Origin of the sequence: Micromonospora sp. NPDC127501 (assembly GCF_040302185.1) — a bacterium.
Taxonomy (GTDB): domain Bacteria; phylum Actinomycetota; class Actinomycetes; order Mycobacteriales; family Micromonosporaceae; genus Micromonospora.
Genome location: NZ_JBEORJ010000017.1, coordinates 67,085 through 93,574 on the forward strand (window position 1 = coordinate 67,085; position 26,490 = coordinate 93,574).

A 26,490-nucleotide genomic window follows, 5' to 3' on the forward strand; every position below is an offset into this window, starting at 1 on the left:
GGGCGGCGCCGGTCAGCTGATCGGGCACCGCCGGGGCGGCCGGGCGCCGTCCGGCCCGACGATGGTGACCGCTGCGGAGCTGTTCGTGGAGCCGGCCTGCGCCGCGGCGTCGACGACCGTGCAGACGATCTGGTCGACCGCGGTCACCGACAACGCCCGCGCCGCGGTGGCCGTCCGCACGGTGAGGCCACCGGATTGATCATCGGTGAACATCACCGTGACCGGGTCGAGGTCGGCGGGCACCTCACTGGTGAGGCCCTGGCCGCGTTCGTTCTCCTCCGGGCCGGCCGCCAGCAGGGCGAGGACGGCAGCGGGCTCCGGTACCGCCTTCGCCGGGCGCAGGACCAACGCGAGTTCACCCTGCCCGACCAGGTAGAGCCCGATGCCCTGCGCCGGGCCGCTGACCGCGGGACGACCGGTGATGACGGCGGTGGGCCGTACTCCGCATCCCGCCGCGGGCAGCGTGCCGAGCAGGAGCCCGGCGGCGAGCAGTGCGCGGACGATCCGCCGGCCGGTCACCGGGTGCCTCCGGCGTCCGTCGTGTCGCGGGGCAGCCGGAGTGTGAAGACCGCGCCGCCATCCGGGCCGTTGGCGGCGACGAGGGCACCCCGTCGCTCCCCGTGGCGGTGCAGGCGCGCGTTCTCCCAGGAGATGGCGAGACCGAGGCCGCTGCCCTCGGAGCGGGTTCGCGCGGTGTCGGCCTTGTAGAGGCGGTCGAAGACGTGCGGCAACACCTCCGGGTCCAGTCCGGGCCCCCGGTCGGCCACCTCGATGGTGACCCAGTCCGGGTCGGCGCGCAGGCGCACCGACACCGGCTCGGCACCGTGCCGGAAGGCGTTGCCGACCAGGTTGGCGACGATGACGTCCAGTCGGCGGGGGTCGAGTCGGGCCACGACGCCGGGTGGCAACTCCGTTCGTACCCGGTCCAGCCAGCCGCGGATCCGCAGGGTCGCGGTCACCGCCGCGGCCACGTCCACGTCGTCCAGAGCGAGTCGCGCGGTGCCGGAGTCGAACCTGCTGATCTCGATGAGGTCGTTGACCAGCTGGGTGAGGTTCTGGGTCTCCTGGCTGACCAGCCGGGCGGCCCGGCCCGCGTCCCCGGGCAGGTGTTCCGCCTCCTCGTCGAGCACGTCGGTGACCGCCGTCATCGCGGCCAGCGGTGTCCGGAGTTCGTGCGAGACGTCGGCCACGAAGCGGCGGGCGTCGGACTCCAACCGCCGTAGCTCGCCGACCTGCCGCTCCAACGTGCCCGCGGTGTCGTTGAAGGTCCGTGCCACATCCGCCAGCTCGTCGGCGCCGCGGACCGTCAACCGGGTGCTCAGGTCGCCCTCACCGAGGCGACGCGCCGCCCGGCTGAGGTCGCGGACGGGTCGCAGGACTCCGCGGGCGGACAGCAGGGCCAGCAGGACGGCGAGGACCAGGGACAACCCGCCGGTCAGCCACGCCCTGGTGGCGAGCTGGTCGATGCTCTGCTGCTCGGGCACGAGATTGCGCACCGAGTAGACCTCCACCCCGGACGGGCGGGACGTGCCGTCCGGGCGGTCCAGCGCCAACTGGGTACCGATGAGCAGCGCGGGCTGTCCGGCGAGTGAGATCCGCTGCCAGGCGATGCGACCGTCACGGACCTTCTGCCGCAGCTCGGGGGTGAGCGGGTCGGCGAGTTCGGAGCTGCCCTGTGCCCGCATGTCCCGGTAGACGACCACCGCGAAGCTCTCCCGGTCGCTGAGGCGTTGGGCCAACAGTTCGAGGTCGTCCTGGGTCGGCGGAAGCTGGGCGATCGGGTAGACCTTGGTGAGCTGGTCGGTCAGCGACATCACCGCGGCGTCCTGCGCCTGTTGCAGGATGACGTTCCGAGCCTGGAAGTAGCTGCCACCGGCCACCGCCACCGTCGTGGTCACGCCCAGCAGCGCGAACGCCAGGACGAGCCGGACCCGTAGACCCGAGACCCACGCGCCGACCCGGCGCCACGGTGTCACAGCGGCCCGAACCGGTATCCGAAACCACGCACGGTCTGGATGTAGACCGGTGCCGACGAGTCGGCCTCGATCTTGGCGCGTACCCGCTGGACGCACGCGTCCACGAGTCGCGAGTCGCCGAGATAGCCGTGCTCCCACACGGCCTCCAGCAGCTGCTGACGGCTGAGCACCTGGCCCGGTGTGTGCGAGAGTTCGAGCAGTAGCCGCAGCTCCGTCGGGGCGAGACTGACCGGCGTTCCGTCCTTGCTGACCACCAGCGCGGCCCGGTCGATGGTCAACGCGCCGTGCTGCTCCCGGCCGGCCCGGTCGCCGCCGCGCCGCGGGTCGCCACCGGTCCGTCGCAGCACCGCGCGGATGCGCGCCTCCAGCACCCGGGCCTGCACGGGCTTGACCACGTAGTCGTCGGCGCCGGCCTCCAGGCCCGCCACCACGTCCATGTCGTCGTTGCGGGCGGTGAGCATGATGATCGGCAGGTCGCCGAGCTGCCGAATCCGGCGGCAGACCTCGAACCCGTCCATCCCGGGCAGCATGAGATCGAGGACCACGACATCGGACGGGGTCGTGCGCAGCCGATCCAACCCCTGCTCACCGGTGCCCACGGCATGCACGGTGTGGCCCTGTCGGGTGAGCGCCAACTGCAGTCCGTCGCGCACCGTCTGGTGGTCCTCGATCAACAGCACCTGGGACATGTCGTCAAGTATCCCATCATGAGATCTTTCGGGTTTCGGTCGTTGGCGGTGGCTGCGCGGGGCCTCGCGCGGAGAGCGGCACCGCGAAATCCGTCGAACGCACCAGGAACACCACCGCGCCCACCAGGAACATCGTCGACGCGGCCGCGGCCACCATGGCGATCAACAAGCCGCGCTGCACCGACGCGGCCAGACCGGGTACGACCACCAGCAGCGCCCAGACCAGCACCACCAGCCCGGCCCCCGCCTCGACCAGCCTGCGCCAGAGGCTGCCGCCGCCCGAACCGCCGCTCGGGTCGCGGTCGCCGGACCAGGCCGCCAACGCTGCCGCGGCCAGGCAGAACAGGGTGCCCCCCAGCAGTACGCCACCGAGCACGTCGCTGAACCGGTGCCAGCCCGCGATCATCGTGGCGGAGGAGATCACCGAGACACCCACCGCGCCCGGCACCGCCAGCCAGCGCCGGGCCCACCCGGGCAGGACCAGCATGAACGCCAGCAGCAGGGCGGTCGCCGCCGCGACATGGCCGCTGGGGAAACTGTTGTGGGTGGTGGAGCTCAGGATCTCCAGATCCGGGCGGGGCAGCTCCGATTTCACCGCGCCGGCCAGCAGCACCGCGCACACGACCATGCCCACACCGACGACCCCCGCCACCAGCCGCCGGCGGAGCACACCCACCAGCAGCACCACACCGAGCAGGGCAGCGATGAGGCTCGGCCTGCCGAAGGTGGCCAACACGGTCCTGGCCGGGCCCACCAGCACGGTCTGCTGCTCGTACCCCCCGCCCCGCTCGGCGCGCGGCAGGAGCACCCCGTCCAGCCACTGCCCGGGGAGCGTCCGCACGAACACGGCGGCGGTGAGGGTCAGGGTAACCAGACCGGACAGCGCCGCCGCGAGCAGTCGAAGCCCCAGTGGCACCGCCGCGCGGGCGTGCGGCAGCGGTCGCGCCGGACCGGGCGTCGACCGCCCGACGGAGTACAACGATCCGATGGACATGGCGACCATGCTCGCCCCGGCAGGTCCGTACCCCGTCCTCGAATTGTCTTGGTTCTGTCACAACCGCCCCCGTCGCTTCCGGAAAGCGGATCGTCGGCGGTGGGCCGGGTGGACCCGGACGGGGCGGCGGGATTCACATGCTTACATGCGACCAGGTTTTACCCAGCCGAGATCAGTCACCACTAGGGTCAGGACGCCGATCGATGTTTCGGTCGGCGGTGCGAAAAATCCATCCGGAGTGAGTTGGGGAACCGGAAGGTGTTGGCAAATGCAGGGAATTCCAGTGGCCAGCCTGGTCATCGGCATCGCATCCTCGCCGGCCGAGCGGCGACATCTGGCCCGGCTGCTCGGCGGCAGTGACGCCTTCCTGATCGTCTCGACCGTCGACCAGGCACGAGAGTTCCTCGGGGTGGTCGAGGCGCCTGCCGCCCCGGCTGCCCCGACCAGGGCGGCGCTCGCCGAGGTGGCGCCGAGCCCACAGCCACCGCCACCGGATCTGGCCGTCGACTCCGACCGCCGGGTGCTGCGCTGGCGCGACCAGGAGATCGACCTGACCCGGCTGGAGCACGACGTCCTGCTCTGCCTGGTGCACGCACCCGGGCAGGTCTGGACCTACGAGCGCCTGCACCTCGAGGTCTGGGGCAACCGGCACCTCGGCCGGGGCTCCGACATGCACTCGGTGGTCCGCCGGGTGCGCGGCAAGCTCGCCAGTCTCAACGCCACGGCGACGATCCACTCGGTACGCGGCGTCGGCTTCCGGCTCGCTTCCGTCTGATCACCCCGGGCGCGGTCCGGCCCGCCCGGTCGAGGACCAGGCGGGCCGGACTTCTTTCGGGCTAGTGCTCAGGCGTCAGCACTTGATGGGTGCCAACCCGAAGTTCTCCACCGTCGGAGTGGCGGTGTCGATCCGGGTCTGACGGGTCTGCGGCTTCCAGCCGTCCTTGGCCACGATCATCGTGAGCGGGTTGTTGCGGCGGTCCACCCAGTAGGCGTACTTGCCCTCGGCGTCGGTGGCGAAGGTGTACGACGCCGCCCACGAGTCGACCTGCACGACCGCGCCGGTCAGCGGCGAGGTCGCACCCTGGCAGCTGGTGCCGGTGACCGTACCCATGAGCTTGCCCCAGGTCTTCGGGGGGTTCGCGGTCATGGTCACCGCGACCGGTGCCACCGAGTACGGGGTGTTCTCGGCGATCGCGACAGCGCCGGAGTAGGTGCCCGGCTGGTCCACGTTCGCCGTCAGACCGACGGTGACAGTGACCTTCGCACCCGGTGCGAGGGTGACCGCCGACTTGTCGATGGTCATCCAGCTGACGTCGGCCGCCGACTCGGAGCATCCCTCGAAGCCCGGGAGCACCTCGCTGTCCGGAGCCGCGTTGAAGCTGCCGGACGAGCCGCCGATCTTGTAGAAGCCGCACGCCGCGCCACCGCGGTACCGCGCGGTGTTGGAGTTCGGCAGGCTGGACCACGAACCGACGGCCGGGTCGAAGGCGAAGCCGGCGTTGCTGATGGCCCCACCCTGCGAACCACCGACGACGAGGAGCTTGCCGCTGGCCACGGCGTACGAGCTGGCCCAGTTGTCGGCCGGCGCGTCGGCGATGGCGGTCCAGGTGTTGGCCCCCGGGTCGAAGGCGTAGCTGGACTTCTGTGCGGCGGAACCGTCGTTGCCGCCCGTGCAGTAGAGGACGCCGTCGATCCCGCCGCAGGAGGCGAAGGCCACCGACTTCGGGTAGTTGGCCATCGTCTCCCACTTGTCACCGGTGGGGTCGTACCGGACGACGCTGTTCGACATCGGCAGGCAGGCCGCCGTCGTGCAGCCACCGACCGCGTACAGCTTGCCGTCGACGACGGCCTGACCGGCCGCGGCCCGCGGCGCCGGGTTGTCGGCCAGCTCCGTCCAGGTGTTGGCCCCCGGGTCGTACGACCAGGTGGCGGAGTCCGGGCCGGCGTCGCCCCAGCCACCAGTGACAATGATCTTGCCGTTCACCACGCCCGCGGTCACCGCGTTACGCGCGCCGGGGAGGTCGGCGATCGCCGTCCAGGTCTGCGCGGCCGGGTCGTAGGCGTAGTTCTTGGTGGTGGAGGCCTCACCGTTGCCGCCACCGAGCGAGTACACCTTGCCGTCCAGGTTCACCACCCGGTTGTCCATGATCGCAGCCGGGTAGGTGGCGATGTCGGTCCACGGCGCCGCCAGCGGGCCGGCCGCCGCGGCAGCCGCCTTGGCCTCCTTGCCGGACGCCCTGGCGGCGAACGACGTCGGTACGGTGAGCCGCTGCTCCGGCGCGCCGCTGGATCCGAGCACCTGCTGCCGGGTGACCGTGGAGCCGTCCGCCCGCAGGAGTTCGAACCCGTTGTCCCGCTCACCGAACTTGACCTCGACCGGCGCGCCGCCGGTGTTGGTCACCGTGAACGACTTGCTGGTCTTGCCGTTGGGCATCTGGAGCGTCGCGCTCAGCTGCGTCGGCGTCACCGCCAGTCGACCGGCCGCGAGCTGGAAGTTCGCGGTGGTCGCCCAGTCGGCCTCGACGTCGACCTGCTTGGTCTGGCTGACGTAGTTGCCGGCGGTCGCCGTGAACGGGTGCTCGCCGGTCAGCGACGAGTAGATCCAGTAGAAGCCGTCGGCCAGCCCCGGGTCGTCCGGGGTCGCCACGGTGACGGCCTTCTCGGCGGGCCGGTCCTTGCTGGTGACGGTCGCGCCGTTGACGTAGCTGTCGTCGTTCTTGTCGCGGACGTTGCCGACGACCAGACCGCCGTCGACCGGCACGCAGGTGACCTGGCTGCCGATCAGGACGTTGTCGACCTCCCACCACCACTCGTACGAGGCGTCGTAGTAGTGGAACCGAACCTGCACCTGCGCCTTACCGGCCGCCTGCGGGATCGGAATCTCGGTCAGCTTCGGCCCCCGGACGTCGGTCTCCTGCCGGAGCACGTTGGTCCAGGTGGCGCCGCCGTCGATGCTGAGGTCCACGTCGGCGGTGTCGTCGTTGAGCTGGTTGAAGTCCTGGTTGAACCGGATGACCGGGGCCGTGACGCTGGTCAGGTCGACCACCGGGCTGACCAGGGAGGTGTCCTGGCTGGTGCCGGCACCGTAGTTGTCGCTGTCGATCATCGCGAAGTTGCCGGTGCCGCCGGTCAGGTTCCCCCGGTCGCCGTCGTCGGTGAACTTCCAGACCTGACCGCTGCCCGCGTTGTCCACGACGGTCCAGCCGGCCGGCGTGGTCGTGGCGTCGAAGGTCTCGTACTCACCGTCGGAGCCGGTCGTGTATCCGGGCGCGGTGGTGCAGACGGTGCTGTCCACCGGAACGGCGACGTTGGCGGTGGCGTTGCCCGACCCGACCACGACCTCCTTGGTGACGGTCTGGTAGCCCGGGTACTGCGGCTCGTACCTCAGGGTGTACGTCTGCCCGGCCGGCAGCTTGATGCTGTAGCGACCGTTCGACGGGGTGGTGTAGTCGTAGACGCCGGACACGCCTGTCACTGTCACCTTCGCGTACAACGGCCAGCCGTGGCCGGAGCCGTCGGTGACCGCACCGGTGACGTTGACACTCGGCACCGCCGTGAGGGCGACGTTGAGCGTCGTGGTCGCGCCCTTGGCGACCGTCGCCGTCTGGGTGGTGCTGGCGTACCCGAACGCCGCGACGGCGACCTGGTAGTCGCCGGCGGGTAGCTGGGTGGAGAACTTGCCGTCGGCACCGGTGGTCAGCTCACGCTCGGACACACCGGTGAGCGTCAGTGTCGCGCCGGCGATCGGGGCGCCGGAGGTCGCGTCGGTGACCGTGCCGGCCAGCGTGCCGATGTCGCCGGTCGGGGCGGCGTTGAGCAACGCGAGGGCGTCCAGTCGGCCTTCGCCGTAGACGTTGTTGTCGGCGGCGGTGCCGCCACACTGGTCGTCGGCCTTGTCGATCGCGGCGCCGTTGAGCAGCGCGCGGGTCGCGTTGACGTCGCCGACCAGCGACGGTGCCGCCGAGTACAGCAGCGCGATCGCGCCCGCGAGGTGCGGTGCGGCCATAGAGGTGCCGCTGATGCTGCCGTAGGCGCTGCCCGGGATGCTCGACCGGACGTTCACGCCCGGCGCGGAGATGTTGGGCTTGATCTCGCCGTTCTGGCCGGCGCCGCGGGAGGAGAAGCCGGCGACGTTGTTGTTGCTGTCGTACGCGCCCGTCGAGTAGTTGCTGACGAGGCTGCCCGGCGAGCCGCTGGTCTGGCAGGCCGGCCCGCTGTTGCCGTTGGACCAGGTGCCGAAGATCCCGGACGCGGCCCAGGCGTTCGTCACGTCCTCCATGAACGGCTCGTTGGACGGGTCCCGGGTGCCCCACGAGTTGTTGATGATGTTGGGGCGCTTGCTCGCGTCCGCGTTCTGACCGTTGAGGTCCAGAGGTTCGAGCATCCACTGACCGGATTCGACCAGAGCGGCGTCACTGGGGCAGCAACCGTTCGCCGCGATCCACTTGACCCCGGGGGCGACACCGATCTGGTTCGCGCCGTCGGAGCCGGCCATGGTACCCATCGTGTGCGTACCGTGGCCGTCGCCGTCGCAGGGGGCGGTGGCGCAGGCCCCGGTGGCGTTGGCGGCGTTGAACCAGTTGTAGTTGTGGTCGAACGTCCCGTCGCCGTTGTTGCCCCGGTAGGAGTTCACCAGAGCCGGGTGGTCGAACTGCACCCCGGTGTCGATGTTCGCGACCGTGATGCCCTCGCCCTTGACGCCGTACTGGGACCAGACGTCGTCGGCGTTGATGTTGGCGATGCCCCACTCCAGGGCGTTCACGGTCTTCTCGTCGGTGCCCTTGGTCGTCTCCGGCACCTTGTACGAGACCGGCGCGTAGAGGCCCTCGACCTCCGAGTGCCCGGCGAACTTCTGGGCCATCGCCAGCGAACCGCTGTTCACCTTGATGGCGTTGGTGGCCCAGAAGGTCTGGTATTTGGTGCCCGAGCTGTCGAGGTCGGCCCGGATCTTGCCCTGGCTCGCGGCGGCGGTCTTGCGCAGCGCGTCCGCCACCGCCGTACCACGCTTCGACCAGTCCTTGATGGCGCTGGCCTTGCTCAGGTCCGCCCGGTCCTTGAACCGGATCCAGAAGTCCCCTTCACTCTTGGCCTGGAGCTGCTTGGCGAGCTCCGGTCGGATCTTGTCCCCGGTCGGGGCGCCCGCCCCCATCGCACCGCCCGGCGCGGCCTGCGCGCCCGAACTGATCGTGGCCAAGCATGTCGCGGCGAGGATCGTCGCCGCGCCGGCGCTCACCAGCGATCTGGCCGCGCGCCGCCATTGTGGACGTCTGAACATCGGTGCTGCCTCCCTCAGAACGACCCAGGGTGTAATGGGCCATGGTGGACCTCCCCCATGCACCGCGCGGGTCACGCCGGTTGCCCGAGTGGACACTATGATCGAGAAGAACGGACGATCAAGAACTTGCCGTGAGCAACTTGTCGCTAAGAGTTGCCCTGGCTGGCGGCACGCTTGCCAATCATTGTCAGGACCGTGACGAGAGTTGGGCAGGGATGCCCATCGATCCCGGGTGGTGCGGTGGCCGAGGACGAGGCAACGGTGAACAGGGGTGATCCGGCCGACGAGCCGTTCCCACTGCTGATCGCGGTGACCCCGTCGCCGGCCGAGCGCATCCGGCTCGCGGAGCTTCTCGACGGCATCGCGCCGCTGCTGCTGGTTTCCGACCTCGACGAGCTGCGCCGGCTGATCGCCGCCCCGCAGCAGGCAGCCGCCCCGTCCGAACCGCCGCCGGTCGCCGCCCTGGTGATCGATTCGGCCCGCTCCAGCGCCCGCTGCGGAGAACGTGAGATCGACCTCACCCGCCTGGAACACGACCTGCTGACCTGCCTGATCACCGAGCCGGCCCGGGTCTGGAGCTACGCCGAGCTACACCGGTCGGTCTGGGGTGACGAGGGGCGCGAACGCAAGGCGGACGTGCAGTCGCTGGTCAAGCGGCTGCGCCGCAAGCTGCACGACCTGGGCACCGGGGCCACCATCGATGTCGTCCGCGGCGTGGGACTGCGGCTGACCGATCACCAGCAGGCGCGGGTCGAACGGGCCTGACAGCGACGTCGCATGACGTGGAGATCATCGCGCCGAAGGGTGGCTTCGCCCGCGGCGAGTGAGCCGCACGGGCGGCGTGGGGTCCGGCCGGGAACGGCCCGGCCCCATGCCACTCACTCCGGGGACAACGGGTCAGATCAGGCCGGCCCGGGCCCACAGCAGACGCCCCGGCCCCGCCACCAGGCCAACGTCCGCCAGGTTGGCGTGCACCCGCGCCGCGGACCAGCGGAGAGTGGCCTGCCAGTGCGGGTTGGCGCGGGCAGCGGCCCGACCGACCGCCGGCGGAATGCCCACCGCCGCGTACACGTCGGGATGGACCAGGCGGTTGGCGATCGTGTAGGCGGCGCGACCGACCAGCAGTCGGGCGTACGCCATGCCCACCGGGCCGGTGGCCGCGACCGCGGCGGCGAGTTCCTCGCGGGCGAACCGGACGTGTCGCGCCTCCTCCACCACGTGGATGCGGGAGACCATCCGGATGAGCGGCTGGAGCGACTCGTCCGCCATGATTTCGCGCTGGAACGCGTCGAGGATCTCTTCCGCGATGAGGATCGCGGCGTACATCCGGGGGCCGCTGGCGGTGGCCTTGAGAAAGCGCCCGAGGTGGTGGTCCACGGTGCTCGCGCGGTAGACCGGACAACCCATCGCCTCGATCAGCCGGCCGAACATGATGGAGTGCCGGCACTCGTCGGCGACCTCGGTCAACGCGTACTGCGCCTGCCGGCTGGTCGGGTCGGCGCGGTAGTACTCCCGGATCAGCATCTGCATGAGGATCGTCTCGAACCACAACCCGGCGCTGGCCGCGCTGGCCACCTCGTGCCTGGTCAGCTCGACGCGCTGTTCCTCGCTGAGCTGCTCCCACAGTGGCGTGCCGTAGAGACTGCTGCGCTGTGGCGGGAGCCAGTAGGCACCGGGGGTGTGCGGAGCGTCCCAGTCGATCTCGACGGTGGGGTCGTAGCTGGTCCGCAGTGAGGACGTGAGCAGTCGCTCGGCGACCGCCGCGCGCCCGGTTTCCGCCGCCTCCATGGCTCCTCCATATTGACGTGACGACCAGTAACTGTTACGAGTAGTAGCATGCAATCGCCGCTCACCGATGTCAATGCGTCCGACCCGCCGGCCACGCCCCCCGACGGCAGCCCGAAGGCGAAGGGCAACGGCCGCCGAGACCGCTGGGCAGACCATCGCGAGCAGCGACGACAGGAGTTGGTGGGTGCCGCCGTGCAGGCGCTGCTGCGACACGGGCCGGAGGTCGACATGGAACAGGTTGCCGCCGCCGCGGGGGTCAGCAAACCGGTCCTGTACCGCTACTTCGCCGACAAGTCGCAGCTCTGGGTGGCGGTCAGCGAGGTGGTGGCGGCCCGCATGGTCGACACCATCGCGCCCGCCGTCGAACAGGTCCGCGAGGAACGCGGCCTGGTCGAAGCGACGATCGACGCCTACCTGGGCGTGATCGAGTCGGAGCCGAGGCTCTACCGGTTCCTGATGCACCAGTCCGGCGACCCCGGCATTCACCAGGTGATCGCCGGCACCAGCCGGCAGGTGGCCGCCGGGCTGGCCCGGGTGATCGGCGACCGGCTACGCACGCTGGGCCTGGACGCCGGTCCCGCCGAGCCCTGGGCGTACGGCCTGGTGGGTTTCGTGCAGGCGGTCGGCGACTGGTGGACCACGCACGGCCAGCCGATCAGCCGGGCCGCCCTCACCGACTACCTGACCACTCTGCTGTGGAGCGGCATCGAGGGGGTACGGGCCAGCGCCGATCTGCCGCACGAGCTCACCCGCGCCCACGAGCGGATCGTGCCATGAGCTACCACGGCCCGGCGGGTGTCGAGGGCACCTCGGTCCGGGTGCACCTCAGCGGGCGGTGGGAGCCGGTGGACGGCCGCTTCCACTGGGGCGGACGGATCGAGCCCGAGCCACGGGTGGCCCACCTGCTGCGCTCCGGCCGGCGCGACGTCGAGTTGCGCATCGCCGACCGCGTCCGGGCGGCCCGACTGGCCGAGGTCGATCCGTGGGGTGGCGTACGAATCACCGGCGTGGGCGATCCGCCCTGGCCACCCGTGGCCGACCCGACCTGCGCGCCCGAGCTCACGGAGGAGTGAATGGAGACAGACGTTGCCATCATCGGCGCCGGCTTCGGTGGTCTGGGCGCCGCCATCCGCCTACAGCGGGCCGGCTTCACCGACTTTCTCGTCTTCGACCGGGGTGAGGACGTCGGCGGCACCTGGCGTGACAACAGCTACCCGGGCTGCGCCTGCGATGTCCCGTCGCACCTCTACTCGTTCTCCTTCGCCCCCAACCCCGGCTGGTCGAACACGTTCTCCGGCCAACCGGAGATCTGGGACTACCTGCGCGGCTGCGTCGACCGCTTCGGGATACGCCCGAGGCTGCGGTTGCGCCACGAGGTGCGCGAGGCGAGGTGGGACGAGCAGCGCCAACGCTGGCTGTTGCGCACCTCGGGCGGCGACCACAGCGCCCGGGTCCTGATCTGTGCCGCTGGCCCGCTCAGCGACCCGGCCATCCCCGACCTGCCCGGGATCGACGAGTTCGCCGGCACCGTGTTCCACTCCGCCCGTTGGCGGCACGACCACGACCTGACCGGCCGGCGCGTCGCGGTGATCGGCACCGGCGCCTCGGCCGTCCAGTTCGTGCCACAGATCCAGCCGACGGTCGAGAAGCTGACGCTCTTCCAGCGCACCCCGGCCTGGATCATGCCGAGGTTGTCACGTCGGATCAGCGGGGTCGAGCAGGCTGCGTTCCGCACCGTGCCCGGCGCGCAGCGGGCCGCCCGGGCAGGGCTCTACCTGGTACGCGAGAGCATGGGCCTGGGCTTCCTGCACCCGGCGGTCAACCGCCTCGCCTCGCGCCTGTCCCTGCGTACGCTGCGGCGTCAGGTTCCCGACCCGATCCTGCGGGACAAGCTCACCCCCCGGTACGCCATGGGCTGCAAGCGGGTGCTGATCTCCAACGACTACTGGCCGTCGCTCACCCGACCGAACGTCGACGTGGTCACCGCCGGCATCGCCCGGATCGTGCCGGACGGCCTCGTCACCGACGACGACGTCCACCACCGGGCGGACACGATCATCCTCGGGACCGGCTTCCACGTCACCGACTCCCCCGTCGTCCGGCGCATCCACGGTCGGGGCGGGCGCAGCCTGGGCGACGCGTGGACCCCCAGCATGCGCGCGTACCGGGGCACTACCATCGCCGGCTTCCCCAACCTGTTCTTCCTGCTCGGCCCGAACACCGGGCTCGGGCACACCTCGGTGGTGCTGATGATCGAGGCGCAGCTGCATCTGGTGCTCGCGGCCCTGCGTCACATGCGGGCCAGGGGCATCCAGGCCATCGAGCCCACCGCGCAGGCGCAACGACGCTGGACCGAGCGGGTCGACCAGAAGATGGCCGGCACCGTCTGGCAGACCGGCTGTTCGAGCTGGTACCTCGACGCCACCGGCCGCAACACCACCATCTGGCCGGGCTTCGCCACCAGCTTCCGGATGCGGCTGCGCCGGTTCCGGCCGGCCGACTACCAGGTCGCCTCGACCGGCAGCACCCCCAACGAACCGGAACGGGAGCACGCCGATGCGGTATGACCTGGCGGGCAAGATCCTGCTCATCACCGGCGCGGCGCGCGGCATCGGGGCCCAGCTGGCCCGCGATGCCGTCGCCCGCGGGGCCCGGGTGGCCCTCGTCGGTCTGGAAGGTGAGCTGCTCGAACAGCTCAGCGCCGACCTCGACGCGCACTGGTACGAGTGTGACGTCACCGATCAGACGGCGTTGGACGCGGCGGTCGCCTCCACTGTGGACCGCTTCGGTGGCATCGACGTGGTCGTGGCCAACGCGGGCATCGCGAACCTCGGCACCGTGGCCGTGGGACCGGTCGACGCGCTGGTCCGTACCGTCGAGGTGAACCTCTGCGGCGCGATCCGCACGGTCAGCGCCGCGCTGCCTCACGTCACCGCCGCCCGTGGCCACGTCCTGATCGTCTCGTCGGCTGCCGCTTTCACGGCGATGCCCGGGATGGCCGCCTACTGCGCGTCCAAGGCGGGTGTGGAGCAGTTCGCCAACGTGCTGCGCCTGGAGACCCGCCCACGCGGCGTCACCGTCGGCACGGCGCATCCCATCTGGATCGACACCGACCTGGTCCGCGACATCCGTGACGACCTGGCATCGTTCCGCACCGCGCTGCGCCGGTTGCCCTGGCCGCTGTCCACCGTCGTACCCGTCGAGCAGTGCGTCGAGGCCCTGCTCCGCGGTATCGAGCGCCGCAGGCGCAAGGTGTACGTGCCACGGTCGCTCGCCCTGGTGCAGGCGCTGCGGCCGGTGGTGCTCAGCGGCCTCTCGGACGCGTTGATCACCCGGTTCGGCGGCCGGACCATGGTCGGCCAGATGGAAGACGAGGTACGCCAGCTCGGGCGTTCCTTCGGCAGGACGTCGGTGGGAGGGCGGTCATGAGCATTCATTTCCGACGTGCGGGCAGCGGAGAGCCGCTCGTGCTCATCCACGGCATCGGTCACCGTCATCAGGCGTGGGAGCCGGTGTTCGACCGACTGGCCGCCCACCACGAGGTGATCGCGCTCGACCTGCCCGGCTTCGGGAACTCTCCGATGCCCGGCACCGGCATGCCCGCCGACATGGCCGCCACCGTGGCCGGGGTCCTGCCGGCGCTGACCGAGTGGGGGCTGGAGCGTCCGCACGTCGCCGGATACAGCCTCGGTGGGGCGATCGCCCTGGAGCTTGCCGCCACCGGGGCGGTGGCCTCGGCCACCGCCTTCTCCCCCGCCGGCTTCTTCACCCCGGCCGAGCGCCGCCGGGCGCTGGCCATCCTCCGGATGCTGCGGGCCAACTCGTACCTGCCCACCCCCATCATGCGGGTCGCGCTGCGGTCGGCGTACCTGCGGGCGTTGTGCTTCGCGCCGCTGATGGCCCGCCCGACGCTGCTGGATGTCGAGCGCGCGGTGGGCGACGCGCTCGCCCTGCGACGCGGGGCCGGCTTCAACGCCGTGGCCCGAGCCGCCCGCGACTATCGCTTCGACTGTCTTCGGCTGTCCGACGCGACGGTGCCGGTGACCATCGGCTGGGGGGACTGCGACCGGATCTTCGGCGTGCACCAGGCCGAGCGCGTCCGCGCGGGCCTGCCGGCGGCGCGGGTGGTGACGCTGCCCCGATGCGGGCACGTGCCGATGAGCGACGACCCGGACCTGGTCGCCGCGCTCATCCTGGAGACCACCGGTGCCGTGCCCCGTACCGAACGACCGGGTCCGTCGGCCTCCGTCCAGGTCACGAGTCAGGAAGATCACTTCACAGTCTAAAAACTTGCAGGGTCTGCAAGTTTGCTCCTAATCTCGCCCGCGTGATCGACACCGACCACGCGGCACCCGGGCGCCGCGACCGCAAGAAGGCGCAGACGCGGGCCGCGCTGACCGCCGCCGCGCTGCGGCTGGTCGCGGAACGCGGCCTGGAGCACGTCACGGTGGAGGAGATCAGCGAGGCCGCAGACGTGTCCTCCCGGACCTTCTTCAACTACTTCACCTGCAAGGACGAGGCCCTCACCGACGATCCGGCACTCGACGGCAACCCGGTCGTGGCGCGTCTGGCAGCCGCCCCCGCGCAGGTGTCGGCGTTGCAGGCCGTGCGGGTCGCCCTCGACGAGTCGGTCGACTCGATCCAGGCCGACCGGGAGTTGTGGCGGCTGCGGCTGACGGTCATCGCCCAGAACCCCGCGCTGCTGCCCCGACTGGTGGCCGGTAACAGCGCGACCGAGCAGGCCATGGTCACTGTCGTCGCCACCCGCCTCGGTGTCGGCCTCGACCACGGCCATCCGCCGCTGGTCGTCGCTGTCGCCGGTGCCGCCTTCCGCACCGCGGTGCTGCGCTGGGCCGCCGGTGACGACGACCGGCCCCTGCACGACTTCGTCGACGAGGCGTTCGCCGCGATCGCCGCCGGACTGCCGGATCCGCCGGCCCCCTCCTGACCCGCCGGTCCCCGCCCCGCCGCATCAGGTCCGGGGTCAGCCACTCCGCCACAAACCCGACAAGGGAGCGTCAATGACCACCACCGTCCCGCCCGCCGACACCGCCGACGTCGGCACGCGCATGTCGCGTCGGGAGGTTCTGCAGGCCCTTTCCGGCCTGATGGTCGGCATGTTCGTGTCCATCCTCGCCTCCACGGTGGTGGCCAACGCGCTGCCGCGGATCATCGCGGATCTGAACGGCAGCCAGACCGTCTACACGTGGATCGTCACCAGCGAACTGCTCGCCATGACGGCGACCGTGCCGCTGTGGGGCAAGATGGCCGACCTGTACAGCAAGAAGCTGCTGATCCAGTTGTCGCTGGGGCTGTTCGTGGTGGGTTCACTCATCGCGGGCCTCACGCCGAACGTCGAGGTTCTGCTGCTCAGCCGGGTCGTCCAGGGCATCGGCGCCGGCGGCATGACGGCGCTGGCCACGATCGTCATGGCGGCGATGATCCCGCCACGTGAGCTGGGCCGCTACGCCGGCATCTTCGGCGCGGTCTTCGGTGTGGGCACCATCGCCGGTCCGCTGATCGGTGGCCTGCTCGTCGACACCTCGTGGCTGGGCTGGCGGTGGTGCTTCCTGATCGGCGTCCCGTTCAGCATCATCTCCATCGCCCTGCTCCAGCGCACCCTGCACCTGCCGGTCGTCCGCCGCAAGGCGAAGATCGACTGGCTGGGCGCCCTGCTCATCACCTCGGGCGTCTCCACGCTGCTGATCTGGTCGTCCCTGGCCGGCAACAAGTTCGACTGGGCCTCCGGCTGGACGGCCCTGATGGTCATCGTCGGGCTGGTTCTGCTGGCGCTGGCCGTGGTCGTCGAGTCGCGGGCGGCGGAGCCGATCGTCCCGCTGAGCATCTTCCGCAACCGCACGGTGTCCCTGGCCACCATCGCCAGCGTGCTGGTCGGTGTCGCGATGTTCGGCGGCACCGTCTTCCTGTCCCAGTACTTCCAGATCTCGCTGGGCAAGTCGCCCACCGTCGCGGGCCTGATGAGCCTTCCGATGATCTTCGGTCTGCTCGTCTCGTCGACGGTGGCCGGCCAGCTCATCACGAAGTACGGCCGGTGGAAGGCGTACCTGGTGGCCGGCGCCGCGGTGATGACCGTCGGGATGCTGCTGCTGGGCACCATCGACGCCAACACCAGCGTCCTCGTGCTGTCGATCTACATGGCCGTGCTGGGCGTCGGCGTCGGCATGCTCATGCAGAATCTCGTACTCGCCGCGCAGAACGACGTGCCGGCCCACGAGCTCGGTGCCACCACCTCCGTGCTGACGTTCTTCCGCAGCATGGGCGGCGCGATCGGAGTCAGCGCCCTCGGCGCGGTCCTGGCAAGTCGGGTGACCTCGCTGACGACCGACCGGCTCGGCCCGGCGGCGACCGCCGGTGGTGGCTCCGCCGAGGTGCCCGACCTGTCCACCCTGCCCGAGCCGGTGCTGCGCATCGTGCAGGATGTGTACGGCATCGCCACCGCGGACCTCTTCCTGGTCGGCGCGCCTATCGCGCTGCTGGCGCTGATCGTCGTGCTGTTCATCAAGGAGAAGCCGCTGCACACCCTCAGCGGGGACGAACGACGCGCCCAGGAGGAGGCGGCGGCAAAGGCCGCGATTCACTGAGCCGTACGCCAGCAGGGCGGGGGCGGGCCGGTTGGCCCGCCCCCGCGCTGCGCCCAGTCCCGCGTTTGCCGGTAATGACATGACGTGAACCCGTTGCCACGTAACGTGAGATTGAGCCGGTCAACGGCTGACGCCAGACGTGCGCCGGGCCGCCACTGCGGCGGCGCCGCTCGGCCAACTGCCGGGTCGGACAGCTCGGCAACGTCGCGGCCTGTTCGGCCGCAGGAGGTGTGGACGATGCCCATGCTGTCGGTCTTCGATCCTCGGCACACTGTCGCTCCCCCGGGATACAGCCGCTGGCTCATCCCGACCGCGGCACTGGCCGTGCACGTATGTATCGGCCAGGTCTACGCGACGAGTGTCTACAAGAACTCCCTCATCGCGCACTTCGACACCAGCCAGACGGCGATCGGGGCGATCTTCAGCATCGCCATCGTGATGCTGGGCTCGTCGGCGGCGGTGGGTGGCCGTTGGGTGGAGCGGAACGGACCGCGCCGGGCGATGTTCGTCTCGGCGTGCTTCTGGGCCGTCGGGTTCCTGGTCGGCGCGCTCGGCATCGCGACCCAGCAACTCTGGCTCCTCTACCTCGGATACGGCGTCATCGGCGGCATCGGGCTCGGCATCGGCTACATCTCGCCCGTCTCCACACTGATCAAGTGGTTTCCGGACCGCCCCGGCCTCGCCACCGGGCTGGCCATCATGGGGTTCGGCGGTGGCGCCCTGGTCGCCGGCCCGCTCGCGCGCCAACTCCTCTCCCTCTACGACTCCGGCTACAACCCCAACAACCCGGCCGCCGTCGCGTCGGGCAGCGCCCTCGTGGCGCTCTTCGTCACATTCGGCATCGGCTATTTCGTGATCATGATGTTCGGCCCGTTCAACGTCCGGGTTCCGGCGCCGGACTGGCGGCCCGCCGGGTTCGATCCTGCGAGCGTCGCCGCTCGGCCACTGGTGACAACGGCGAGCGTGTCCGCGTCGAACGCCGTGCGTACCCGGTCGTTCTGGTTGCTGTGGATCGTGCTGTTCTGCAACGTCACCGCGGGCATCGGCATCCTGGAGCAGGCAAGCCCGATGATCCAGGACTTCTTCCGGGACAACGGGACCGCCACCACGGTCTCGGTGACGGCGGCGGCCGGTTTCGTGGGAGTGCTGTCGCTGTTCAACATGGCTGGCCGGTTCGTCTGGTCGACGACGTCCGACCTCATCGGCCGCAAACCCATCTACATGGTCTACCTCGGCGTCGGCATGGTGCTGTACCTGCTGCTCGCCGTGGCCGGCCACGCCGCGACCGCGGTCTTCGTGCTGATCGCCGCCGCGATCATCTCCTTCTACGGCGGTGGCTTCGCCACCATGCCCGCCTACCTGCGGGACCTGTTCGGCACCTTCCAGGTCGGAGCCATCCACGGCCGGATCCTCACCGCCTGGTCGGCCGCGGGTGTCGCCGGCCCGCTGATCGTCAACGGGATCCTCGACACACAGGGCAAGCCCGGCACCCTCACCGCGGCGGCGTACCGGCCCGCGCTGTTCACCATGGTCGGCATCCTCGCCATCGGGTTCATCGCGAACCTGCTGGTCCGTTCCGTGCCCGAGCGCTTCCACGAACCCAACCGAGGACCGACCTCACCCGTGGCGAAGGCCACCGTCACCGAGCCGGTCGCTCTCGGGCGGGACAGCCAGCCGCCCGCGCCGCCGCGCGTCGGTAGCCAGACCGGGCGGCTCTGGTTGTCGTGGCTGCTGGTCGCGGTGCTACTCGGGTACGGCATCGTCCAGACCGCCATCACCGCCGCGAAGCTGTTCACCGGCTGACGCGCGACGGCCCATCGCCGCCGGACCGCTTGCATCGCAACGGAAGGCGCCCCTTCAAGGGGGCGCCTTCCGTTGCGCCGGTCCGCTCAGAGCCGGGTCACCGACCGGTTCTCGTCGAGCCGCTCCCGTTGTGGCACGACCGTGTACTTCGGATCGCGGGCCGACACCCGTCCCGCCTCGAAGACGCCGAACCGGGTGGCGACCGACGATGCCACGAGGGCGGCGCCGGAGATCGCCGACAGGATCCGGCTACGTCGACTGAGCAGCGCGGTGGCGGTGCCCACGGCGAGCAGGGCGCGTCCCGCCTTGACCAGCCGGCCGCTGCGTCCGTGCGTGTAGGGCTCGCTGGTGAGGCCCTGCCGCTCCAGCTGGTGCCCTCCGCCGAACTCGATGGCCGCGGCGGCCACGGCGAGTCGCCGCAGTGGGGCGGTCTCCGCGGTCGGTGCCGCGATCAGGCCGACCCCGGACGCGGCGGCGAGCGCGCTGCCGGCGAAGACGAACGGCAGCGACGGGTAGGCGTCGTGCCAGGACGGCACGGCCGTGTCGGCGAGCAGCACCCCGGTGTACGTCGCCAGCGCCGGCGCGGTGGCCGCGGCAGCCAGGCCGGCGACGTTGCCGATGGGCGGTGCGATCCGACGGGCGAGGCCGAGCACACCCTGCTGCGGGAGCAGCGGCGCGAGCTCGGCGACCGCGGCCACGCCGGCCATCGGGCCGAACGCGGCGAGGATCCAGGTGCCGACCGACATCGGCGAGGTCACCTTGGCCACCCGGAGCATGTGATGGAACCGGGCCGGCCGGCCGAGGTCGTGGACCAGCAGGTACGTGCTGGCGGCGACGCCGCCGAGGGCCGTCCAACGGCCCACAGTGCGCAGCGCGGGTCGTCCGGTCAGTTGGGCGCCAGCGCCGATCAGCGCACTTCCGGCGGCGAGGCCTCCGGTGAACAGGTAGCCGGCGATGTCGTACTTCCACACCGGCGGCTTCAGTACCGGTCGGCCGTAGTAGGAGGCGAAGTCGGCCGGCGGCACCGTGAGCTGTTCGCCGCCGTCGCCGCCTCGTCTGCGGAGCCGCCGCTGGCGCTTTCCGTCGGGCTGATCGATGCCGGCCTGGAACTCGCGGAACCGGGCGCCGACCGGCTCGTTCGATGATGTCTCGTCGGTCATCGCCGCCTGCCCAGGAACGCGACCGCCGTGGCGACCGCCATCGTCATCGCCGCCAGGCCGGCACGCTTCCACATGGCCGGCAGGTCGCGGGTGGTCACAATCGGGTCCGGTGGCAGTCCGTACACCTCCGGCTCGTCGAGCAGCAGGAAGAACGCACCATCACCACCGACGCCGTCCTTCGGGTCGTGCCCGTACAACCGCGCCTCCGGCACGCCCCGCTCATGCAGCTTCGCCACCCGCGCGGCGGCCCGCTCCCGCAACTCGTCCAGTTCCCCGTACTGGATCGACTCCGTCGGACACGCCTGCGCACACGCCGGCGTCATGCCGACCCCGAGCCGGTCGTAGCACAGCGTGCACTTCCACGCCCGGCCATCGTCCTTGCGTTGATCGATGACGCCGTACGGGCAGGCGGAGATGCAGTAACCGCAGCCGTTGCAGATGTCCTCCTGCACCACCACGGTGCCGAACTCCGTCCGGAACAGGGAACCTGTCGGGCAGACATCCAGGCAGGCCGCGTGGGTGCAGTGCTTGCACACGTCCGACATCATCAACCAGCGGAAATCCGTCCGCCCCTCCGCGCCCGAACCCCTCCCCGGCGGCTGCGCGCCCGGCATCCCCAGAAACTCCGGCCCGCCCGACATGCGGGCCGCCGCGGCGGGCGAGCCGGTGGCCAGACCCGGGTCTGTTCCGGTGTCGGTGCTGGTACGCGCGCCGGCCGCCGCCGTCACCGGGCTGATCGCCGGCCCGTCCGGGTCCCCCTCGAACGCCGGAGTCGCCCAGCCGGCCGAGCGCGGCTGCTCCACGAACGCGACGTGCCGCCACGAGTTCGCGGTCAACGCGCCGGTGTTGTCGTACGACATGCCCAGCAGGTCGAGCCCACTCTCGGGGACGCCGTTCCACTCCTTGCAGGCCACCTCGCAGGCCTTGCACCCGATGCAGACGCTGGTGTCGGTGAAGAACCCCATCCGGGGCGGCGGGTTCTCGTAGCCGGCGTCCGGTGCGGGGTCCAGCGGCCCGTACAGGGCGTTGGCGTGGGGCATCGGTCAGGCCTCCTGGTCGCTGCTGCTGTCGGCGACGTCGGTCGTGACCATCGGCGGGTAGCGGTGGACGAGGTTGCCCGACCGCCGCCGGTAGTCGACGACGAGGTCCACCAGGTCCTGTCCTCTGGGGCGCCGTCCGGGTCGGACGTCGCACGTGCCGACCTTGCTCTCCTGAATCAGGACGTTGGGATCGAGGGTGATCCCGAACAGGTCGTTGGCCGAGTCGCCGGTCACCAGGCCCTCGTAGCCGAAGTGGTACGGCAACCAGACCTGGTGGATGATCCGGCCATCCACTCGCAGCGGCGTCACGCGGTCGGTCACCAGCACCCTCGCCTCGACCGCCGCCCGGCTGGTGACCAGGTGGGCCCAGCCCAGGTGGGTCAACCCCCGCAGGGCCGCCAACTCCGGCGACACCTCGACGAACATCTCGGGTTGCAGCTCGGCCAGCGGTGACACCGTCCGGCTCATCCCACCGGCGGTGTGGTGCTCGGTGAGCCGGCTGACCGTGAACACGTACGGGAAGACCTCGCTGTGCTCCTGCGGCGGGCTCGGGTTGAGCGTGTTGATCGGGTGCGTGTACACCTTGCGGGTCGGGTTGGCCTGCTGTCGGTAGAGCGGGTTGCGCACCGGCGACTCGACCGGCTCGTAGTGGGTGGGCATCGGTCCGTCGAGGACGCCAGTGGGCGCGTACAGCCAGCCTTTGCCGTCGCCCTGAAGGATGAACGGGTCGTCGCCGGCGATTCCCGCCACGCCCGAGGCGTCGCGCTCCGGTCGGTAGGACGGCGGTTTGGTCTTTTCGAAGTCCGGCACGTCGTAGCCGGTCCACTCGCTCTTGTCCGCGTCCCACCAGACGTAGCGTTTGCGCTCACTCCACGGGTTGCCGTCCGGGTCGGCGGACGCCCGGTTGTAGAGGATGCGCCGGTTCGCCGGCCACGCCCAACCCCACTCGGGTGCCACCAGGGACTGCTCCGAGCCGGGTTTGCGGCGGGCCGCCTGGTTGACGCCGTCGGCGTACACGCCGGTGTAGATCCAGCAACCGCCGACGGTGGAGCCGTCGTCCTTCATCTCGGTGAACGACGCCAGCGGCCGGCCGGTGGCCACGTCGTACCCGTTGATCTCGCGCAGCACCGCCTCGGCGCTCGGCTCCGCGTGCGGACCGTGCGTGGGGTAGTCCCAGGCGAGGTCGAGCAGCGCACGATCGCGCGGCTTCGTCGACGTCGCGAGCCGTTCCCGGATGACGCGACCGAGGTGGTAGAAGAACCAGAGTTCGGAGCGGGCGTCGCCTGGTGGCTCGACGGCCTTCTCCCGCCACTGCAACAGCCGTTGGGTCTGGGTGAAGGTGCCCTCCTTCTCCACGTGGGAGGCGGCCGGTAGGAAGAACACCTCGGTGCGGCACCGCTCGGGCACGATCTCGCCGGTCTCGATCTCCGGCGCGTTCTGCCAGAACGTGGCGCTCTCGATCATGAACAGGTCGCGGACCACGAGCCAGTCGAGGTTGGCCATGCCCAGACGCTGCGCCCGGCCGTGCGCCGACCCGACCGCAGGGTTCTGCCCGAGCAGGAAGTAGCCCTTGATCTTCCCGTCGATCATGTCGAGCACCTGCTGGTAGGTGCCGTGGTCGCCGGTCATCCGCGGCATGTACCCGTAGCAGTAGTCGTTGTCGGCGGTGGCCGCGTCGCCCCAGTACGCCTTGAGCAGGTTGACGCCGTAGGTGCGGGCGTTGCCCCAGAAGCCCTTCTGCCCGGGGTGCGCGATGCTGTCCACCCACTCGTCCAGGGTCGGGTGGTCGGCGTGGTGCGGCATCGGCAGGTAGCCCGGAAGCAGGTTGAACAGCGTCGGGATGTCGGTGGACCCCTGGATGCTGGCGTGCCCGCGCAGGGCCATCACCCCGCCACCCGGGCGGCCCACGTTGCCGAGCAGGAGCTGGATGATCGCGCCGGTGCGGATGTACTGCACGCCGACGCTGTGCTGCGTCCAGCCCACGGAGTAGACGAGCATGCCGGTCCGGTCCCGGCCGGAGTTCTCCGTCCACGCCCGGGCCAGTTCGAAGAACTTCTCCTGCGGGATGCCGCAGACCCGTTCCACCATCTCCGGGGTGTAGCGGGAGAAGTGTCGCTTGAGGATCTGGTAGACGCAGCGCGGGTGCTGCAACGTCTCGTCACGTTCGGTCTGGCCGCCGACAGGCGCGCCGTGCGACTCGTTCTCCAGCCCGGCCGCCGTCTCCCGCTGTGTCTCGCTGTCGCGGGTCGTCTGGTTCTGCGAGTGGCCCTCGTACCGCCAACTGGACTGGTCGTAGGTGGCGTTGTCGTCGTTGAAGCCGGAGAAGAGGCCGTGCATGTCCTCGGTGTCGGCGTACTCCTCGGTCACGATCGTCGCGGCGTTGGTGTAGGCGACGACGTACTCCCGGAAGTCCAGCTCATTGTCGAGGATGTAGCGCACCACCCCGCCGAGCAGCGCGATGTCGGTGCCCGCCCGGATCGGCAGGTACGAGTCAGCCAGCGCGCTGGTCCGGGTGAACCGCGGGTCGACGTGGAAGACCTTCGCCCCCCGACGCTTGGCCTCCATCACCCACTGGAAGCCCACCGGGTGCGCCTCGGCCATGTTCGAACCCTGGATGACGATGACGTCGGAGTTCGACAGGTCCTGCTGGTACTGGGTGGCGCCGCCACGACCGAAGCTGGTCCCCAGACCGGGGACGGTGGAGGAGTGTCAAATACGGGCCTGGTTCTCGATCTGGAGCGCCCCCATCGCGGTGAACAACTTCTTGATGAGGTAGTTCTCCTCGTTGTCCAGCGTCGCCCCACCCAGGCTGGAGATACCCAGCGTCCGGTTGAGCGGTCGACCCTCGGCGTCGACGTCCTCCCAGGTCTCGTCCCGGGCGGCCAGGACCCGATCGGCGATCATGTTCAGCGCCGTGTCGAGGTCGAGGTCCTCCCACTCGGTGCCGTACGGCCGGCGGTAGCGGACGGTGGTCTGCCGCAGCGGGCTGGTGACCAGGCTCTTGCTGGCCGCGCCCTTCGGGCAGAGCCGACCCCGCGAGATCGGGCTGTCCGGATCACCCTCGATCTGACTGACCTGCCCGTCCTTCACGAACACCCGCTGGCCGCAACCGACAGCGCAGTACGGGCAGACGGACCGGGCCATCGAATCGGCGGTGTCGGTGCGGGCGGTGAGCGCGCGGGACCCGTCGGACTTCGCCGCAGCACCCCGGCCCAGCGGGTCCGTGCCGGTGAGCTGGCGATAGACCGGCCAACCCTCGAACCAGCTACGCACCCCCATCGCCGCACCTTCCCCACCAATCCCGGCAAATATGAACACTCTGACGTTAGATGAGGTGCCGGCCCGGTCGCAGCGGGATCACAAACAGTCATGCCTCCCCCAGCCCCTGGTGCGGGCCGGGAGAGGCATGGAGTACGGCGTTGGTCAGTGCGGTTGCAGCTGGCCAATCTGCTGATCGCTGAACGTCCGGTAGCGGCGCAGCTCCCAGAACAACCAGCCGATGCTGATGATCGCCAACACGACGAAGACCAGCGAACCGGAGAACGTGTCCCAGAGGGTGTGCAGGACGACGACACCCACGAACGTGCCGATGAACCCGAAGAGCCGAGCGACGCTCGGGCTCGCCAGCAACGCCCAGAGCGCGCCGGCGGTCAGCCCGGTCCAGGCGGTGTGACCGGCGGGCGCCGTCAGACCCCGAATGAACAGCGTCTGCTCCACCGCGCCGATGTTGCCCTGCGAACTCAGCAGCGCGCTGAAGGCGTAGCCCATCGTCTCCAGCGCGGCGAACCCCATCCCGGCGGCGATGCCGATGATCAGCCCGTCGGAAGGCACCCGGCGACGACGCTGGGCCACCACCGTGAACAGCAGCACCACCGGGACGATCAGCTTCGCCGACTCCTCGATCAACGCGACGAACAGCATCGGCAGGGTGCCGAGGCCGCGCAGGGTGTCGTACTCCAGGGTGCCGGCGACCACCGTGCCGATCACACCGCCGAAGAACGCCGACGTCACCAACACCGACGCCGGCACCTGCCACCGCCCGGTGCGGGCCTGCGCGAACGTCAGGAACGTCAACGGCACCAACGTCGCCCCGAGCAGGATCAACGCCGGGACGAAGTTCGGATTCTTGGTGCTGACCAGGGTCCGCAGAACCGCCAGATAGAGGATCAGCCCGATGACGAACACCCCGACCCACGCCCACCGGCGCCAACGATCACCCATACCGCGCAGTCTGGCGGACCAAGGTTACGAAGACCAGCCACGGGGCTGAGATCGTGACGACTCCGCACCTGCGCGCCACCGGCCGCAAGCCACCAGTCGCAGCCTCAAGCCGGATCTCTGGCCAGGCGGTTCAGGATGGTCCGCGCCAGCGCAGCGAGCCGGGTTCGCAGGTCGTCGTCGGCCCGCCCACCGAGGTCGTCCTCAAGATGCCTGGCCAGGGCGGCGACTGCCGGGAGCAGGTCGTCCAATCGACTGCCCTCATATCCGACAACGTAGAGACGGTGTGTCCCCACCTCGGCCGGGATGCTCCCGTCGAGGATCCGCTCGCAGGTGTCGGCCGCGACCAGCGCCACAGCGGTTGGCAGGGCCGGCTCCGGAAGCCCGAGTTCGGCAATGACTGCCGCCAGGCGCCGACTGGCGTCATGCGCCGGCAGTGTCCGAGCTGACTCCGCTGCGAGCGCCACCACGGCGTCGCCGTCGACGCCAGCCACCAATAGGTCGCAGGCCAGCATCACCGCGTGGTGCGGGTCGGCGTCGTCGAGCAGCGCTCGGGCCTGTTCAGCCCGGAGCCGGCGAAGGAGTCCGTCATCCACCAGCCGAGGCTAAGCGATCTTTCATAACCGGCGACCTTCCCCAGCGTCGCCCGCCGCTGACGCGGACGTCTTTCCTGCTTCACGATGACCTACGCGGGGTCATCGTCCGGCTGAAATCCTCGGCGACCAGCGACCAACGACCAACGAGCCGCGATCCAGGACGCTGTCCGCGGACTGCCACACGCGACGTCGGTCAGGTTCGAGGGCCGTGACGCCGCGTACGAGCGCCTGCGTCAGCGGTGCCGGGACAAGGGCGACCTGAGCACGCAGCTCAAACCGCCGATGCCGCACGAGTCGTCCGCTTCGCGCGTCCCCTGAATGGCAAGGGCTCTGGAGCGTCTCACCTGAT

Annotated in this window: 20 protein-coding genes and 2 pseudogenes; 11 read left to right on the top strand and 11 right to left on the bottom strand. The window is 70.4% G+C overall.

What is annotated here, in order from left to right:
* Window positions 1-12: 12 nt before the first annotated feature.
* Genes ABTW72_RS29785 through ABTW72_RS29800 form a run of 4 tightly spaced genes read right to left on the bottom strand, consistent with a single transcriptional unit; the run spans window position 13 to window position 3,659 of the window.
* Window positions 13-519 (bottom strand): hypothetical protein, encoded by a 507-nt coding sequence (locus ABTW72_RS29785; RefSeq protein ID WP_350864436.1) that lies wholly within the window; start codon window positions 517-519, stop codon window positions 13-15.
* Complete coding sequence (locus tag ABTW72_RS29790) at window positions 516-1,976, bottom strand: ATP-binding protein (RefSeq protein ID WP_350864439.1); 1,461 nt, start codon at window positions 1,974-1,976, stop codon at window positions 516-518. Before ABTW72_RS29790 ends, ABTW72_RS29785 begins: the two co-directional genes overlap by 4 nt.
* A complete protein-coding gene (locus ABTW72_RS29795; protein WP_350864442.1) occupies window positions 1,973-2,665 on the bottom strand; it encodes a response regulator in 693 nt (230 codons plus the stop codon). Before ABTW72_RS29795 ends, ABTW72_RS29790 begins: the two co-directional genes overlap by 4 nt.
* Window positions 2,666-2,681: 16 nt before the next feature.
* Window positions 2,682-3,659, bottom strand: a complete 978-nt coding sequence (locus ABTW72_RS29800; RefSeq protein WP_350864445.1) for a phosphatase PAP2 family protein — start codon at window positions 3,657-3,659, stop codon at window positions 2,682-2,684.
* Window positions 3,660-3,927: 268 nt separating this feature from the next.
* Between ABTW72_RS29800 and ABTW72_RS29805 the strand changes: the two genes are divergently transcribed.
* A complete protein-coding gene (locus tag ABTW72_RS29805) occupies window positions 3,928-4,434 on the top strand; it encodes a winged helix-turn-helix domain-containing protein (protein ID WP_350864451.1) in 507 nt (168 codons plus the stop codon).
* 75 nt (window positions 4,435-4,509) lie between these two features.
* On the opposite strand, the gene ABTW72_RS29810 is transcribed toward ABTW72_RS29805, so the two are convergent.
* The gene (locus ABTW72_RS29810; RefSeq protein WP_350864453.1) at window positions 4,510-8,934 is read right to left on the bottom strand and encodes a S8 family serine peptidase; all 4,425 of its coding nucleotides are present in this window, start codon (window positions 8,932-8,934) and stop codon (window positions 4,510-4,512) included.
* A gap of 240 nt (window positions 8,935-9,174) precedes the next feature.
* On the opposite strand from ABTW72_RS29810, the gene ABTW72_RS29815 reads away from it, so the two are divergent.
* Window positions 9,175-9,699 (top strand): winged helix-turn-helix domain-containing protein, encoded by a 525-nt coding sequence (locus tag ABTW72_RS29815; RefSeq protein WP_350864456.1) that lies wholly within the window; start codon window positions 9,175-9,177, stop codon window positions 9,697-9,699.
* Window positions 9,700-9,831: 132 nt separating this feature from the next.
* Here ABTW72_RS29815 and ABTW72_RS29820 read toward each other — a convergent pair whose 3' ends face one another.
* Window positions 9,832-10,722: an AurF N-oxygenase family protein gene (locus tag ABTW72_RS29820; protein ID WP_350864458.1), complete on the bottom strand. Its 891-nt coding sequence runs from the start codon at window positions 10,720-10,722 to the stop codon at window positions 9,832-9,834.
* Between the two features lie 48 nt (window positions 10,723-10,770).
* Between ABTW72_RS29820 and ABTW72_RS29825 the strand changes: the two genes are divergently transcribed.
* The 8 genes from ABTW72_RS29825 (at window position 10,771) to ABTW72_RS29860 (ending at window position 19,127) form a co-directional block, all read left to right on the top strand.
* Window positions 10,771-11,499 (top strand): TetR family transcriptional regulator, encoded by a 729-nt coding sequence (locus tag ABTW72_RS29825; protein ID WP_350864460.1) that lies wholly within the window; start codon window positions 10,771-10,773, stop codon window positions 11,497-11,499.
* Window positions 11,496-11,795, top strand: coding sequence for a DUF4873 domain-containing protein (locus ABTW72_RS29830; RefSeq protein ID WP_112589425.1), 300 nt, complete (start codon window positions 11,496-11,498; stop codon window positions 11,793-11,795). The genes ABTW72_RS29825 and ABTW72_RS29830 overlap by 4 nt, the downstream gene beginning before the upstream one ends.
* The gene (locus ABTW72_RS29835; RefSeq protein ID WP_350864463.1) at window positions 11,796-13,289 is read left to right on the top strand and encodes a flavin-containing monooxygenase; all 1,494 of its coding nucleotides are present in this window, start codon (window positions 11,796-11,798) and stop codon (window positions 13,287-13,289) included.
* Window positions 13,279-14,151, top strand: coding sequence for an SDR family oxidoreductase (locus ABTW72_RS29840; RefSeq protein ID WP_350864466.1), 873 nt, complete (start codon window positions 13,279-13,281; stop codon window positions 14,149-14,151). Before ABTW72_RS29835 ends, ABTW72_RS29840 begins: the two co-directional genes overlap by 11 nt.
* On the top strand, window positions 14,148-15,008 hold the full coding sequence (locus tag ABTW72_RS29845; RefSeq protein WP_350864469.1) for an alpha/beta fold hydrolase: 861 nt from the start codon (window positions 14,148-14,150) through the stop codon (window positions 15,006-15,008). The genes ABTW72_RS29840 and ABTW72_RS29845 overlap by 4 nt, the downstream gene beginning before the upstream one ends.
* Before the next feature lie 41 nt (window positions 15,009-15,049).
* Window positions 15,050-15,670, top strand: coding sequence for an acyl-CoA-like ligand-binding transcription factor (locus ABTW72_RS29850; protein WP_350864472.1), 621 nt, complete (start codon window positions 15,050-15,052; stop codon window positions 15,668-15,670).
* Between the two features lie 73 nt (window positions 15,671-15,743).
* A complete protein-coding gene (locus ABTW72_RS29855; protein WP_350864474.1) occupies window positions 15,744-17,324 on the top strand; it encodes an MDR family MFS transporter in 1,581 nt (526 codons plus the stop codon).
* A 243-nt stretch (window positions 17,325-17,567) separates the two neighbouring features.
* The gene (locus ABTW72_RS29860) at window positions 17,568-19,127 is read left to right on the top strand and encodes an OFA family MFS transporter (protein ID WP_350864537.1); all 1,560 of its coding nucleotides are present in this window, start codon (window positions 17,568-17,570) and stop codon (window positions 19,125-19,127) included.
* An 86-nt stretch (window positions 19,128-19,213) separates the two neighbouring features.
* Here ABTW72_RS29860 and nrfD read toward each other — a convergent pair whose 3' ends face one another.
* From nrfD to ABTW72_RS29885, 5 genes and pseudogenes are all read right to left on the bottom strand, one after another.
* Window positions 19,214-20,287, bottom strand: a complete 1,074-nt coding sequence (nrfD, locus tag ABTW72_RS29865) for an NrfD/PsrC family molybdoenzyme membrane anchor subunit (RefSeq protein ID WP_350864476.1) — start codon at window positions 20,285-20,287, stop codon at window positions 19,214-19,216.
* Window positions 20,284-21,327, bottom strand: a complete 1,044-nt coding sequence (locus ABTW72_RS29870; RefSeq protein WP_350864479.1) for a 4Fe-4S dicluster domain-containing protein — start codon at window positions 21,325-21,327, stop codon at window positions 20,284-20,286. Before ABTW72_RS29870 ends, nrfD begins: the two co-directional genes overlap by 4 nt.
* A 30-nt stretch (window positions 21,328-21,357) precedes the next feature.
* Window positions 21,358-24,606, bottom strand: a pseudogene (fdh, locus tag ABTW72_RS29875) (formate dehydrogenase); the annotation flags it as partial.
* A 144-nt stretch (window positions 24,607-24,750) separates the two neighbouring features.
* The gene (locus ABTW72_RS29880) at window positions 24,751-25,548 is read right to left on the bottom strand and encodes a PrsW family intramembrane metalloprotease (RefSeq protein WP_350864485.1); all 798 of its coding nucleotides are present in this window, start codon (window positions 25,546-25,548) and stop codon (window positions 24,751-24,753) included.
* A gap of 104 nt (window positions 25,549-25,652) precedes the next feature.
* Window positions 25,653-26,141, bottom strand: a complete 489-nt coding sequence (locus ABTW72_RS29885; protein WP_350864488.1) for a hypothetical protein — start codon at window positions 26,139-26,141, stop codon at window positions 25,653-25,655.
* Window positions 26,142-26,282: 141 nt separating this feature from the next.
* On the opposite strand from ABTW72_RS29885, the pseudogene ABTW72_RS29890 reads away from it, so the two are divergent.
* Window positions 26,283-26,459 (top strand): annotated as a pseudogene (locus tag ABTW72_RS29890) (hypothetical protein); the annotation flags it as partial.
* Between the last annotated feature and the right edge of the window lie 31 nt (window positions 26,460-26,490).